11 protein-coding genes and 1 tRNA gene are annotated in these 14,793 nt (G+C 49.5%); 8 read left to right on the top strand and 4 right to left on the bottom strand.

All coding sequences use genetic code 11. The features are described from left to right. Positions 1-2: 2 nt before the first annotated feature. The gene (locus SPL68_RS12435; RefSeq protein ID WP_323815483.1) at positions 3-1,553 is read right to left on the bottom strand and encodes a leucyl aminopeptidase; all 1,551 of its coding nucleotides are present in this window, start codon (positions 1,551-1,553) and stop codon (positions 3-5) included. A 246-nt stretch (positions 1,554-1,799) separates the two neighbouring features. Between SPL68_RS12435 and lptF the strand changes: the two genes are divergently transcribed. Beyond that, positions 1,800-2,897: an LPS export ABC transporter permease LptF gene (gene lptF / locus SPL68_RS12430; RefSeq protein ID WP_323815482.1), complete on the top strand. Its 1,098-nt coding sequence runs from the start codon at positions 1,800-1,802 to the stop codon at positions 2,895-2,897. Beyond that, a complete protein-coding gene (gene lptG, locus SPL68_RS12425; RefSeq protein ID WP_323815481.1) occupies positions 2,890-3,948 on the top strand; it encodes an LPS export ABC transporter permease LptG in 1,059 nt (352 codons plus the stop codon). Before lptF ends, lptG begins: the two co-directional genes overlap by 8 nt. A 16-nt stretch (positions 3,949-3,964) precedes the next feature. Here lptG and SPL68_RS12420 read toward each other — a convergent pair whose 3' ends face one another. The 3 genes from SPL68_RS12420 to SPL68_RS12410 form a co-directional block, all read right to left on the bottom strand. After that, positions 3,965-4,444: an RDD family protein gene (locus SPL68_RS12420; protein ID WP_323815480.1), complete on the bottom strand. Its 480-nt coding sequence runs from the start codon at positions 4,442-4,444 to the stop codon at positions 3,965-3,967. A 12-nt stretch (positions 4,445-4,456) separates the two neighbouring features. After that, entirely contained in the window at positions 4,457-5,353 is an 897-nt protein-coding gene (locus SPL68_RS12415; protein ID WP_323815479.1) for an adenylate/guanylate cyclase domain-containing protein, read from the bottom strand. A gap of 115 nt (positions 5,354-5,468) precedes the next feature. Next, positions 5,469-5,555: transfer RNA gene (locus tag SPL68_RS12410), tRNA-Leu, on the bottom strand. A 240-nt stretch (positions 5,556-5,795) separates the two neighbouring features. Between SPL68_RS12410 and queA the strand changes: the two genes are divergently transcribed. The 6 genes from queA (at position 5,796) to SPL68_RS12380 (ending at position 14,788) form a co-directional block, all read left to right on the top strand. Then, positions 5,796-6,878, top strand: a complete 1,083-nt coding sequence (gene queA, locus SPL68_RS12405; protein WP_323815478.1) for a tRNA preQ1(34) S-adenosylmethionine ribosyltransferase-isomerase QueA — start codon at positions 5,796-5,798, stop codon at positions 6,876-6,878. 48 nt (positions 6,879-6,926) lie between these two features. Further along, positions 6,927-8,048 (top strand): tRNA guanosine(34) transglycosylase Tgt, encoded by a 1,122-nt coding sequence (gene tgt, locus SPL68_RS12400; RefSeq protein WP_465038330.1) that lies wholly within the window; start codon positions 6,927-6,929, stop codon positions 8,046-8,048. Between the two features lie 110 nt (positions 8,049-8,158). Further along, positions 8,159-10,072, top strand: a complete 1,914-nt coding sequence (gene secD / locus SPL68_RS12395) for a protein translocase subunit SecD (protein ID WP_323815476.1) — start codon at positions 8,159-8,161, stop codon at positions 10,070-10,072. A gap of 24 nt (positions 10,073-10,096) precedes the next feature. Further along, positions 10,097-11,239 (top strand): protein translocase subunit SecF, encoded by a 1,143-nt coding sequence (gene secF, locus SPL68_RS12390; protein ID WP_323815475.1) that lies wholly within the window; start codon positions 10,097-10,099, stop codon positions 11,237-11,239. A gap of 162 nt (positions 11,240-11,401) precedes the next feature. Next, entirely contained in the window at positions 11,402-13,411 is a 2,010-nt protein-coding gene (locus SPL68_RS12385; RefSeq protein WP_323815474.1) for a hybrid sensor histidine kinase/response regulator, read from the top strand. A gap of 228 nt (positions 13,412-13,639) precedes the next feature. Continuing rightward, entirely contained in the window at positions 13,640-14,788 is a 1,149-nt protein-coding gene (locus SPL68_RS12380) for an efflux RND transporter periplasmic adaptor subunit (RefSeq protein ID WP_323815473.1), read from the top strand. Positions 14,789-14,793 lie beyond the last annotated feature (5 nt).

Genomic DNA, 14,793 nt, shown 5'->3' with positions numbered 1-14,793 from the left:
CTTTAAGCCTGATTCAACAGATATTGCACCAGCATGCTTACCGGGCGACCAGTCGCGCCTTTAGCCCCACCAGAGCGCCAGGCAGTACCGGCGATATCCAAATGCGCCCAGGCAAACTTCTTCGCAAAGCGCGACAGGAAGCAGGCGGCGGTCACACTGCCAGCCTCGCGCCCGCCAATGTTGGCCATGTCGGCAAAGTTGCTATCGAGTTGTTTTTGATAGTCGTCCCACAGTGGCATGTGCCATGCGCGGTCGGCGGATTCTTCACCGGCTTTTAAAAGCTCCTTGGCGAGTTCATCGTTATTGCTGAACAGGCCAGTCGCATGGTTGCCCAGTGCGATCACACAAGCGCCGGTGAGGGTGGCGATATCCACTACCGCTTTAGGTTTGAAGCGCTCGGTGTAGGTAAGGGCATCGCACAATACCAAGCGGCCTTCGGCATCGGTGTTGAGGATTTCAATGGTCTGGCCGGACATAGAAGTCACTATGTCGCCCGGTTTGGTGGCGCTGCCGTTAGGCATGTTTTCCGAGGCTGCGATTACGCCCACAACGTTAATCGGCAATTGCATTTCCAGCAGGGTTTGCATGGTGCCGAGGACACTCGCTGCACCGCACATGTCGTATTTCATTTCATCCATGCCAGCACCGGGCTTGAGGCTAATGCCGCCGGTATCAAAGGTGATGCCTTTGCCAACCAATGCAATAGGTGCTTGTTTTTTTGCGCCGCCTTTGTACTCCAGTACGATCAGCTTGGCGGGTTGATCGCTGCCTGCCGCAACTGACAACAGCGAGCCCATACCCAGCTCTTTCATTTGTTTTTCTTCGAGGATGTTGACGCTTAATTTGGATTCTTTACTGGCCAAACGCTTGGCTTCACTGGCTAGATAAGTTGGGGTGCAGATATTGCCTGGCAAATCGCCCAGTGCGCGGGCGAGGTTGACCCCCTTGGCGATTGCCTGCCCCAAGAGCAAACCTTTGGTGGCGTTAGCGACTTGCGCTTTCGCGGCCCCAAAGACAACCTTTTTCAATTGAAGGTTGAGTTCGGCGGGTTTGCTTTTGAGCTTGTCGGCGCGGTAATCCAATAGGCTCAAGCTTTCGGCAACCTGACGTGCTTGCCATTGAGTATCCTGATCGGCAACGCTGATCTCGTTCAGTACGAGGGTGATTTCACTGCAAGTGGTTGAGCGCAGTGCCTCACTGATTTTTTGTACGGCTCTGCGGAAGTTGTCTGCGCTGATATTGCCGTCTTTGGCCGCGCCAACACCCAATACCAGCAGGCGTTCAGCTGTTATTCCCTGCGGGTTCAGCAGCAGTAGGCTTTGCCCAGCTTTGCCTTGGAATCCTTCGCGCTTAAGCAGGGTTTCCAGTTGGCTGGCGTCGGCGCTATTCACGGCGCTGGCCGATGATGAGAGTTTGACGCCTTCATAGCAGGCGATAACCAAACACTGAGTTGCTTGTTTGATCGGATCTATAACTTTGGCGGTGTATTGAATCAGGTTGGATTTGGTAGACGCAGGTTTGGCAGAATTTGCAGAGGCTTTGGCGGCAGTCATAGGAAGTCCTTGGTAAAAAAGCAGTGAAAAATTCGCTCAAGACAAAACGGGCGCGGTGCGTGATAATGCCACAATTTGCGCGGGGCATGGCGGCAAAATTCGGTGAAAATCTGAACCTTGTCGCTTATCGCAAGTCACTGAACTCGCCTGCGCAGACAATTTTTACGCTTTACTGATGGCAATGGATAAAACGCTGTACAGGTTTTGTGCATGCAGTAACCAATGTCCAATGACAGGATTATCATTTTGATTATTTTTCGTTATATCTCGCGGGATTTATTGGTCACCAGTTTTGCGGTGAGCGCGATTTTGCTGGTTATTTTCCTGTCGGGAAAATTCAGTGATTACCTCGATGACGCAGCCCAAGGCAAACTCGCCGTGGATGTGCTCTTCACCATTATTTTTTACCGCATGCCCAATTTATTAGAGCTGATTTTGCCGCTGGGTTTTTATCTGGCGATTTTGCTGGCTTATGGGCGCATGTATATCGAAAGCGAGATGGTGGTGCTTTCGGCTACCGGGATGAGTCAAGGGCAATTGGTGCGCATGACGCTGGTGCCTGCTGCGGTAGTTGCGCTTATTGTCGCCGCATTCAGTTTTTGGTTGAGTCCACTGGGTGCTGAGCTTACGCAGAAAACACTTGCTGAGCAGCGCAACCGCAGCGAATTTGAAAGCCTGCAAGAAGGTCGGTTTCAGTCCATAGGGCAGGGGCGGATCATGACTTATGTGGAGCAGGTGAGCGAAAACAATAAGCTGCTGGAGCATGTTTTTGTCGCGCAATATGACGGCCAAAGCAATGCAATCGTGATTGCTGAAACAGGTGAGCAGGCCTACAACGCAGATTTTGGGCAGCGTTATCTGGTGTTGCACAAAGGGCATCGCTACGAAGGCTTGCCGGGGAGTAACGAATTCAAAATCACCGAGTTTGCCGAGTGGGGGCGTTATTTGCCGCCGACTACAAGTGAGGCTGAGTTCGAAAGTAAATCTGACGCAAAAACAACGGCGCAATTATTTGCTGCTGAAGATCTTGAAAGTAAAGCGACATTGCAATGGCGGATATCTATGCCGTTGATGGTGTTAATCGCCACCTTGTTGGCGGTGCCCTTGAGTAAAACCAATCCACGTCAGGGGCGTTATTTAAAAATGCTGCCGGCGATTTTGATTTACATCTTTTATCTCGCATTTTTAATTAATGCCCGCAGTGCGATTGCTGATGGCGATTTGCCGCTGTGGTTAGGAGTTTGGGTGATACATGTTCCATTTTTGCTGATTGCCTTGCTGATCTTGAATTGGCAAGCGTTTGTGCAATTGCGTAATAAATCAGCGAGAGGTGCCCATGCGTAAAATTACCGCTTATATATCGCGTACGGTTTTTCTGGCGATTGCCATGACATTGCTGGTGTTTATTGCACTGGATTTTATTTTTGGCTTGATTGCCCAGCTTGAAGATGTGACAGAAACCTACACGGCACTGGAAGCCTTTTATTATATGGCGCTGACCGTACCGCGCCGTTTGTATGATTTGATTCCCTACGCTTGCTTGATTGGTTGTCTAGCCGGTTTGGGCTTGCTTGCCAGCAGTAGTGAGCTAGTGATTGTGCGTGCAGCAGGTGTATCGGTAAAGCGTATTGCCTGGATGGCCTTGCGCCCCGCACTGATATTCATTGCTATTGCATTATTGTTGGGCGAATTTGTATCGCCTTATACCGAGCAGATGGCTGATAACCGTCGCCACTTTTTGAAATACAACGTGACTCAGCAGGCTCCACAAAAAGTTTGGAATCGCGAAGGCAATGAATTTATGTATGTGAGTGCGGTATTACCTAATGGTGTTATCTACGGTTTGGCGCGCTATACCTTTAATGATCAACATCAATTGCAATCGGCAAGTTTTACCAAGCAGGCTGTGTATCAGGATGGTTATTGGCAGGAGCAGGATGTTTCTATTACGGTGATGGAAGAGAATGGTGTGCGTAATGAAACGCTGGCTGAGCGCCGTTGGGATACACCCTTCACGCCAAATCTGTTTAATATTTTGGTGTTGAAGCCGGAAGATATTTCCATGCGCAATCTGCATTACTACACCAATTATCTTGATGCGCAGAACTTGTCATCGAGTAATTACAGTCTGGCATTCTGGCAAAAAATCTTGCAGCCACTTGCGTCGGCCAGTTTGGTGCTTATTGCAATCTCGTTTGTCTTTGGTCCGTTGCGCAGCGTTACTATGGGGCAGCGAATTTTTACTGGCGTGATTTTTGGAATTGTGTTTGTTCTGCTGCAAAAACTCTTGGGGCCGTCCAGTTTGGTGTTTGGCTTCCCTCCACTGGTTGCAGTGATGATTCCTATTTTGTTGTGTGTTGCGCTGGGAATTTATTTGCTGAATCGCGCTCGCTGATTTTATAAAGTATTAGCTAGTGGTGTTTTTCTTTTGCCATCAGTAGTGTACGCGTTTTGCTGATTTTATCGTGTAGTGTTTGGCGCTCGGCGTTGGTATAGATAAGCCAATAGCCTGCGCCTAATAGCAATAGCGACACAGGTGCGCATAAAAATCGAATGACGCATTGTGTGTAGCTCGGGCAGTTCAAGTTGTTGCTATTAACGACTTTCATTCGCCAGGTTTTCATTCCCAGTGTCTGGCCTGATTTATGCCAGAAATAGCAAAAAAATAATCCGATTGTCAGTATCCATCCTACAAAAACTACCACGCCAAACATCCCCCAGCTGATGCGCTCACCCATTTGCGGTGATCCTTTAATCGCAACATTAATTCCGGTTATCACTGCGCCATACAAAATGCTAATGGCGGTGATTAACAGTGTGTCGTACACCATAGCTGCAAAGCGTCGCATCAAGCTGGGTGTGGAGTATTCAGGGGTAGTGGTCGTATTCATGAAGAGGTGTTTTTACACTTTGAAATGCAGCGTCCAAGGAGTGCTGGCGTTGGTGGTTTGACCGAGACCGATAAATCCTTGGCCTTGCAGTGGAAGTTCTTCGCGGCGCAAATAAATCGGTGTCTGATCGTCTGTGTACACATAAGTGCCGTTGGTTGAGTGATCAACCAGCACATACTTCCCACGGCGAAAATCGATGTGGCAGTGTTCGCGCGAGGCCAATTCATTTTCAATCAACAGTTGTACCTTGTGCGGGTCGCGTCCGATTAAAAAAGGTGTTTGTTCCGGGAGTAGGGTGATAGGTAGTCCATTAATTATCAGTTCCAGCTGAAATTGGTCGATAAAACGGGTGACTTCCAAAGTGGATATGACCGTGGTGGCGCGATTGTCTTTGCGCGAGTGTTCCCATTCCAAACGATAGATCAGTGTTTTTTCGCTTTCGCCTTTAATGTTGATCTGATCGAACATCTGGCAGTCATTGCGCAGGCTGCATTCCAGCGCATCAACAATCGATTGGGTGATCACAATTTGGTTGGCGCGCGCAATGTGGGCGACACAAGCAGCATCGTTCACTGTATCGCCGAAAACGTCATTAGGCGTGATGAGCGTTTCACCGTAGGCGATTCCGATTCGAATGCCTAGGTCTTTCAGGCGAGGCTCTTTAATCGCACGCTGTTGGATGGCAATTGCCGCTTCGCAGGCGTGTGTGCTCTCATCAAAGCGCGCCATGATTTCATCGCCAATAGTTTTGACCAGTGTGCCCTCGTGAACAATAGTCAGTGCGGTCATAAACTGCACGGCTTCATCAATAATCGCTTTGGCTTGCGCGTTCCCGGCTTGTTTATAAAGCGCAGAGCTGCCTGAGACATCGGCAAACATAATCGCTTGGTGCTGGCTGCGTTGATTCATTCGGTGAGCGGCTTTAGCTGGATGGCGGGCGCCTATGATAAGCGCTTTGCACGGCAGGGGCAAAAAACAGAAGGCAATAAAAAAGGGCTTACATTGCTGTAAGCCCTTTCGGATTTGGTGCCAGTGGTCGGACTCGAACCGACACGCTTTTAAGGGCGCCGGATTTTGAATCCGGTGCGTCTACCAATTCCGCCACACTGGCGAGTGGTGCGCATTTTAATGATTTGCGCTTGGCTGTCAAACACTAATTGCGAAAACTTCAGAAAGATTTGGTTTGTTTATCTATTTGATTCAATTACTAATCAACTTGATCAAAAAGCAGTTTCTTTGCGAGTGGATTTGGTGTGTCTGATTTTGCAAGTGCTCTAAATTGCGTTACCCTGCCGACCTTTTTTACGTCGATCTTATTTCTCGTCAATCTTATTGAAGCTGTCTGACCGTTATGCGCCGCCAGGATTTTTCTTACGATTTACCCGATGCCCTTATCGCCCGAGCGCCCGCAGCCCAGCGGCGCGGTAGCCGTCTATTACAGCTGAATGGCATTAGCGGCCAGCTCACTCATGGGCAATTTCCCGATTTGCTGAATCTGGTGGAGCCGGGTGACTTGATGGTGTTTAACAATACCCGCGTCATTCCAGCTCGCTTGTTTGGGCAAAAGCTATCAGGTGGACAGGTTGAGATTCTGGTTGAGCGTGTGTTGGATGATCGTCGCGTACTTGCGCATACTCGCGCCAGCAAAGCGCCGAAGGTTGATTCATATGTTGTGCTGCAAGATGGCACGCAAGTGAAGTTGGTCGCCCGCCATGATGCGCTGTTTGAATGGGAGTTTCAGGGGGGTGATTCGGCGTTAGTGGTGTTGGAGCGAATCGGGCACATGCCATTGCCCCCTTATATAGATAGAGAGGATGTCGCTGCTGACCGCGAGCGCTATCAAACCGTCTATAGCAAAGAGCAGGGCGCTGTTGCAGCACCGACTGCCGGATTGCATTTTGATGAGCTGATGCTGGAGCAGTTGCGCGCAAAAGGTGTACAAACCGCTTTTGTAACTCTGCATGTTGGCGCTGGAACCTTCCAGAATATGCGCGTTGATAACATCGCTGAGCATCAGATGCACTCGGAAATTATGGATGTATCACCCGATGTCTGTGAGTTGGTGCGCGCAACCAAAGCGGCTGGCAAGCGCGTTATCGCCGTAGGTACAACCAGTGTACGCAGCTTGGAGTCAGCAGCGCAGGGTTATGCCGATGCGAGTCAAAAAGGTGAGATTCACCCCTACAAAGGTGAGACGAGTATTTTTATCTACCCCGGATATCAATTTCAGGTGGTGGATGCCTTGGTGACTAATTTCCATTTGCCAGAATCTACGCTGATCATGCTGGTATCCGCGTTTGCCGGTTATGGTTTTACTATGGCTGCTTATAAAGAAGCTGTAGCGCAAGAGTATCGTTTTTTCAGTTATGGCGATGCCATGTTTATTACCCGCAACCCTGCGGCTGCCGAACAGCCGGTAGGCTTATCCGATTAATATCTGTTTAAAGAATCCTGAGAGAAAAACGTGACTAATCAATGTTTTATGGAATTTGAGTTGGATAGCCAAACGGGCAGGGCGCGTCGTGGCCGGTTGAAGTTCCCGCGTGGCACAGTCGAGACGCCTGCATTTATGCCTGTAGGCACCTACGGCACAGTAAAAGGTATGACGCCCAAAGACGTGGAAGAGATTGGTGCGCATATCATTCTGGGGAATACCTTCCATTTGATGCTGCGCCCAGGCACTGAAGTGATTAAGGCTCACGGCGATCTTCACGATTTTATGCAGTGGAAAGGGCCGATCCTGACTGACTCCGGCGGTTTTCAGGTGTTCAGTTTGGGCAAGTTGCGCAAAATTACCGAAGACGGTGTGACCTTCAAATCGCCAATCAACGGCAGCAAAGTGTTTATGGGGCCGGAAGAGTCGATGCAGGTTCAGCGCGATCTCGGCTCCGATATCGTCATGATCTTTGACGAATGTACGCCTTATCCCGCGACTATCCATGAAGCGCGCGATTCTATGGAGTTGTCGCTGCGTTGGGCTAAACGCTCCAAGGTCGCTCATGGCGATAATCCATCGGCGTTATTCGGGATTGTGCAGGGTGGTATGTATGAAAACCTGCGTACTGAATCCTTAACCGGATTGGTGGAGATCGGGTTTGATGGTTATGCCATTGGCGGATTGTCAGTGGGTGAGCCTAAAGAAGATATGTTGCGTATCCTCGAAAGCTTGACCCCACAAATGCCAAAGTATAAACCGCGTTATCTGATGGGCGTGGGTAAGCCAGAGGATTTGGTCGAAGGCGTGCGCCGTGGTGTGGACATGTTTGACTGCGTAATGCCCACCCGCAATGCGCGCAACGGCCATCTGTTTACCAGCGAAGGTGTGGTCAAATTGCGCAATGCCAAGTATCGCGACGACACTGGCCCGCTCGATCCGCAATGTGACTGTTATACCTGCAAAAACTTCTCGCGCTCTTATTTGCATCATCTGGATAAGTGCAATGAGATGCTTGGTGCGCAGCTTAATACCATCCATAACCTGCGCTATTACCAGCGGATCATGGCGGATATGCGCAAAGCCTTGAGTGAGAATACATTCGATGCCTTTTTGGCAGATTTCTATGGTCGTCAAGGCTTGGAAGTCCCGCCTGCGCCCCCACAATGAGTGCTGCGCCATTGTTGTGAGCTAATTAAAGGGTATAATCCGGCGCCCTTGACCATACCGCAGTCATTTTTTTGGCTGCGCGCAAGTAAAAAATAAGTTGGGAACTCCCTATGTTAAATCGCTATCCGCTCTGGAAATACCTGTTGCTGATCTTTGTCACAGCAATCGGTTTTATCTACTCCATCCCTAATATTTACGTGCCTGATCCTGCCGTTCAGGTCTCTGGCGATTCCAGTGCCAAGGTGATGGACGCGACCGCTTTGGACAAGATTGAAAGCTCGTTAAAAGAAGCGGGTATCGATTATTTTGGTGCTGAGGTAAACCCCAAAACGGCGATGGTGCGTTTGCATAATCGCGATCAGCAAATGTTGGCACGTACAACTATCCAGCGCTCTTTGGGCGATGGGTTTGTAGTAGCGCTTAATAATGCCTCCACCACACCGGCATGGCTGCAAGCCTTGGGTGCGGCGCCTATGAAATTGGGTTTGGATTTGGCTGGTGGTGTGCACTTTTTGCTGGAGGTGGATACTGCATCGGCGGTGGCGAAGCGTCAGGAAGTCAATTCTGACGAGATGAAATCCAAATTGCGCGACGCCAAAATCCGTTACGCATCTTTGGTTGCCAATAAGGGGAATCAAATTGTTGGGCGTTTTCGCAGTGCTGACATCCGCGATGCGGCAGTCAGCAAATTACGCGGCGATTATCCCCAGCTGTCATTTTCCACTCCAGATGAGGAAGAGGGTACGAGCAGCTTCACCTTTGTAGCCAATCTTAGTGAAGCGGCGGTGCGTGAGATTGAAGACTACGCTGTTGGTCAAAACCTGATTACCTTGCGTAACCGTGTAAACGAACTGGGTGTGTCTGAGCCAATGGTTCAGCGCCAAGGGCGCAACCGTATCATTGTGCAACTTGCCGGTATTCAGGATCCGGCTGAAGCCAAGCGAGTGATTGGTAAAACTGCCAACCTGGAATTCCGTTTGGGCGCCAATGAAGACACCTTGGTATCAAACCGAGAAGAGTTTCCTTACAAAGATGAGCTGCAACAAATGCAGCGCGGTAATGCGGTACTGGAGCGTTCAATTATCGCTACTGGCGATCGCGTAGCCAATGCGACCAGCAGCTTTGACCCGGAAACCAATCAGCCGCAAGTAAACATCACCCTCGATAGTTTGGGCGGTACTCAAATGCACCGTGCGACGCGCGAAAACGTGGGGCGTGGTATGGGTATTCTGTTTATTGAATACAAGACTCGCACCCAGATGGTGAAAAATGCTGCCGGTGAAGAAGTCGAGAAAATGACGCAATACGTTGAGCGCAAAGTCATTAGCCTTGCGACAATTCAAAGTGCGCTTGGTGTGAAATTTCGTATTACCGGTTTGGATAGTCCGGCTGAAGCTTCTGAGTTAGCGCTGCTGCTGCGTGCTGGTGCTTTGGCTGCGCCAATGCACTTTGTTGAAGAGCGTACTATCGGGCCATCGCTGGGTGCAGAAAACATCGAGCGTGGTGTGAAATCAGCGCTTTGGGGCTTCGCGATTGTGGTGTTGTTTATGTTTTGGTTCTACGGCATGTTTGGTGTTATTGCCAATATCGCGCTTGGCTTGAACGTACTGCTCCTGTTAACAGCCCTGTCAATGTTTGGTGCGACCCTGACTCTGCCGGGTATTGCCGGTATCGTATTGACCATCGGTATGGCGGTAGATGCAAACGTACTGATTTTCTCGCGTATCCGCGAAGAATTAAAAGCGGGCGCATCACCGCAACAGGCGATTTACGCTGGCTACGAGCGCGCCTTCGTTACGATTCTTGACTCCAACCTGACAACTTTGATTGTCGCCATCATTCTTTTCGCGATAGGTACTGGGCCAGTAAAAGGCTTCGCCATTACCCTCACGCTGGGCATTTTGACATCGCTATTCACGTCCATTTTTGCAAGTCGTGGCTTGGCCAACCTCATTTATGGCGGACGTAAAAATTTGCAGTCGATTGCGATTTATCCGCTTCCACCTTTCCACCGCTTTCGCTAAGAGAGATTGCTCATGAATCAGGAAATGAAAATTATTAATTTTATGGGTGTGCGGAAGTTCACTGCCGCAACGTCCATCCTGTTGGTGCTTGGCTCTATCTTTTCGATTGTATTTTTTGGCCTCAAAGGTGGTTTGGATTTCACCGGTGGCACGCAACTCGAAGTCTTGTTTGATAAGCCAGCTGACCTCAATAAAGTACGTGTGGTACTTGAAGACAAGGGTTTGAAAAGTCCGGTTGCGGTATTGTTTGGTTCGGATCAGCAAGTAATGATCCGTACCCAGGATGAAATGAAGGTAAAAGGTCAGCAGCTTGTCGCTGACAAAATTCGCGCAGCGGGCGGTGTGCTGGAAGCAGTTGAGCGCCCAACACGCGAGTATGAAGGCTTTTCGGATACCTTGGTCATCGCTAATTTGAGCACTGCAGCGCTGCAGCAAAAAGGCGTGATTTCCGAGGCTGACTATGGCCGTATTCAATACGCCGAGCGCGATGGTAAGACCTTGGTGGTGGTGGAAAACTCGCTTGATTCTATCTACGTAAAAGCGCTGCTTGCGGATGTAGAAACTGAAACAGGTGCAAAAATCGAGTTGCGTAGCTCGGAGTTTGTCGGTCCGCAAATTGGTGATGAACTGCGCGACCAAGGTGGCTTGGGGCTGTTAACTGCATTTGTACTGGTGTTCCTGTACGTTGCTGTACAGTTCCAATGGAAGTTCTCCGTGGGCGCGATTGCGGCTCTCTTTCACGATGTGATTATCACCCTCGGGATTTTTTCGTTTTTCCAATGGGATTTTGATTTGACTGTACTGGCTGCCATTTTGGCGCTGATCGGTTATTCAATTAACGATACCATCGTTATTTATGATCGCATTCGTGAAAATTTCCGCATCCTACGCAAGACCGATGCGCTTGACGTTATCAACGTCTCGCTTACCCAAACACTGGGTCGTTCTATGATGACCTCGGGAACCACCTTGTTAGTGTTGATTAGTTTGTTCCTGTTTGGCGGTGAATTGCTACGCGGATTTTCAACTGCATTAATTATTGGGATTGTGGTGGGTACTTACTCTTCCACTTACATTGCTGCCCATATAACGGCGGCACTCGATGTGAGCAAAGAAGATTTGATGCCGAAAGAAAAAGAAGGTGCTGAGCTTGATGAGGCTCCTTGATTGCTGACCGTAAACTCAAAATTCACAACAGCGCTTTCAGGCGCTGTTGTTGTTTTTGGAGTAAGAATTTGTGAGATTGTGCAATGTTGGTATCTCAGGTATCGTCAAACACGGTTTTTACTCTCCCACCAATTCATCCCTTAGGCTGCTAATAACAATTCTATGATCCAGCACATCAGTTTCAATCCCGCTTTACAGTTCAGTGATGACATCGACTTGCTGCGTACCACCGTAGGGCGTTTTCAGCGCATTTTTAATGGCAGCGGTTATGGCTTTTGGGAATGGGATTTACGCACCCAACACATTGAGTGGTCGGGTGAGTTTTGGGAGCGACTGGGTTATGGCGAAGAGGATGCAATTGCAATAAGTGATGCCGCCACTGTCTATACCTATTTGCACCCGGAAGATCGCGATTTTGCGATGGAAGCAACTCGCCAGCATTTGCGTAGCGGTGTGCCGCTGGATGTGTCTTATCGTATTAGAACCAAGTCGGGCGATTACATTTGGACGCAAGTTCGTGCGGATTCCCTGCGCGATGAAAATGGTCATGCGACCATCATGTCCGGTGTGAATTTTGACATCACCGAAATCAAAAAAGTTGAAGCTGCTCTGCGTGAGAGTGAGGCGCGTCAGGTACGTATTATTCAAGCGTCCAGTGATGGTATTTGGGAGTGGTATGCCGATCGTGGTGGTTTCCACTTTTCGCATCGCTGTTGGGAGCTATTGGGTTACGACGACTTGGATGATGTACTCACCGAGGGTGAAGATCGATTAAAAATCTGGCGCAAACATATTTTCCCGCAGGACTTGGCCAAGTTCGATCAGGCGTTGGTTGAACATATGGCAGGGCGCGGATTATTTGATGTGGAGTATCGGCTGATTAGTGTGCAAGGAGAGGTCCGTTGGGTGCGAGGCCGTGGGCGCGCCGTGTTCAATGACAAAGGGCAGCCGATAATGATGTCGGGTACCAATATGGATATCACCGAGGTTAAGCGTGCCGAAGAGCGGGTAATTCAGGCAAAAGAATTGGCGGAAAAAGCGAATCGCGCCAAATCCGAATTTTTGTCGAGTATGAGTCATGAATTGCGCACGCCATTAAATGCCATTCTTGGATACACCCAGCTGTTTGAATATGACGACAATTTAAAACCCCAACAAGTCGAAAATGTGCGTGAAATTCATCGCGCGGGCGAGCATTTATTGCAATTGATTAACGATGTATTGGATCTCGCCAAAATTGAATCTGGCGCTATGACCGTATCGCTTGAGCCGGTATTGGTGTCCCGTTTAATCGCTGAGTGTTTTACCCTGGTGCAGCCGCAAGCAGATGCCAAAGGTATTCGCCTGACCTCATCTCTTGGTGATTTTGCGGCCACCTATGTAGTAGCTGACCATGTGCGTTGCAAGCAGGTGTTGCTGAATTTGCTGAGCAACGCGGTCAAATACAACGCCGTGGGTGGCGATGTTGAGGTTAAGTTAATGGCTCAAACTGGGCAGCAACTGCGTATTGCTGTGCGCGATACCGGGCGCGGTATTCCACTTGCGCGACAAAACGAGGTTTTCCAGCCGTTTAATCGCTTGAGTGCAGAAAATACCAATATCGAGGGTTCGGGGGTCGGTTTGGTGATTACCAAGCAGCTGGTGGAGATGATGCAAGGCCGACTTGATTTCACCAGTACTGAAGGTGTCGGCTCTACCTTTTGGATCGATTTCCCCATGGCTGCCGAGTGGAATACCGAATCGACCTGTGCTGGGGCGTCATCTCACGACTATATTCCTGCGCAGCTGAATGTGCAGCGCCGCTGCAAAATTCTCTATATTGAGGACAATCCAACTAACATCCGTTTGTTGCAGCAAATTTTTACTCGTTATCCACAGTTGGAGCTGGATATTGCCGAAGAGGCATTTTTAGGGATATACAAGGCGCGTAGTACCCAGCCGGACTTAATTATTCTGGATATCAATTTGCCGGGCATGGATGGTTATGAAGTGCTAAGTGTATTGATGAATGACTCGGTAACAAACGTGATTCCGGTGATTGGATTGTCTGCCAATGCCATGCCTTACGATATTGAGCGCGGGCGCAAAGCGGGTTTTCACGACTATCTCACCAAGCCGGTCAATATCCATCATCTAATCGATGTCTTTAACCAGATTCTGCATGATCATTGATTAATCGTCTGATTGGCGTCTCGGTTAGGCGCCATTTTTTTATATCTCCCTCCTGAGCATCGCTCTTTTTTACTTGATCGTTAACAAATGCAAATGTGCGTGGCTTCTCGCCAAAAGCAGCCTAATATTCACAAATGAACATTTGTTCATTGTCGGGTTTTCTCATTCTGCATCATATCCCCCACATTTTTCGTCCAGATTTATTAATGGTTTTTTAAGGAGTTCACCATGTTTTCAGTCAATGGGTACAGGGCAATTATTGCTATTGGAGTTATGGGGTTCGCGTTATCTGCGTGTGACTCAAAAGCTCCTGCGGCAGCAGCCCAAGGCCAGCCGGCAGAAGTAGGCGTTGTCACCTTAGCCGCGCAGGATGTCCCTTTGCAGGTCAGTCTGCCGGGGCGCACTTCGGCGTTTCGCAAGGCGGAGGTACGCCCTCAGGTGAGCGGTATTATCCAGAAGCGTCTGTTTGAAGAGGGTGCCGAGATCAAAGCGGGCACACCTTTGTACCAGATTGATGCGGCGACCTATGAAGCTGCATTGAACAGTGCTAAAGCGGAATTACAGCGCGCTCAAGCCAATGCAGAAGCAGCGAATGCGCGTGAATCCCGCTACAAGAATCTGGTGAAAGTGAACTCCATCAGCAAGCAGGATTATGATGATGCACTGGCAACTTCAAGTCAGGCAAAAGCTGCTGTTGCTGCCGCGCAAGCAGCCGTAGTAACCGCGCAAATCAACCTGAAGTACACCAAAGTCTTGGCGCCAATTGATGGAGTGATCGGTAAGTCCAATGTGACTGAAGGTGCCTTGGTGAGTGCGGGCCAAGCCGCGGTCTTGGCTGAAATCATCCAGTTAAACCCGATTTATGTGGATGTATCCCAATCAGTAGATGAGCAATTGCAATTGCGTCGCGATATGTTGAAAGGTCATGTGTCTGTTACTGATTCAGCCAAAGTTCGCCTGTTGCTCGACGACGGCTCAGTCTATGAGCATGAAGGTGTGTTGGAATTTGCTGAGGTGGGTGTAAACGAATCGACTGGCTCGGTGACACTGCGCGCCCAATTTACCAACCCTGATCGCCTGTTGTTGCCCGGCATGTTCGTGCGCACCCAGTTGGATGAAGGTGTGCGTACCAATGCTTTGCTGGCGCCACAGCGCGGGGTTACCCGCGACCGTTCCGGCAATGCTACGGCGATGATCATCAACAAAGAAGGTGTTGTTGAGGTTCGCCAAATCAAAACTGGCCGTGCAGTGGGCGACCAGTGGTTGGTGTTGGATGGTCTGGAGGTTGGCGATCAGTTGATCGTCGAAGGTCTGCAAAAAGTGAAGCCCGGTGCTCCGGCTAAAGCGGTCGCTCCCAGCGCAGCAGCAGGAGAATAACCACT

The sequence above is a fragment of the Cellvibrio chitinivorans genome, assembly GCF_035117775.1.
Taxonomy (GTDB): Bacteria; Pseudomonadota; Gammaproteobacteria; order Pseudomonadales; family Cellvibrionaceae; genus Cellvibrio; species Cellvibrio chitinivorans.
The sequence above is the reverse complement of the archived record's forward strand: the minus strand, read 5'-3'. Positions and strand labels throughout refer to the sequence as shown.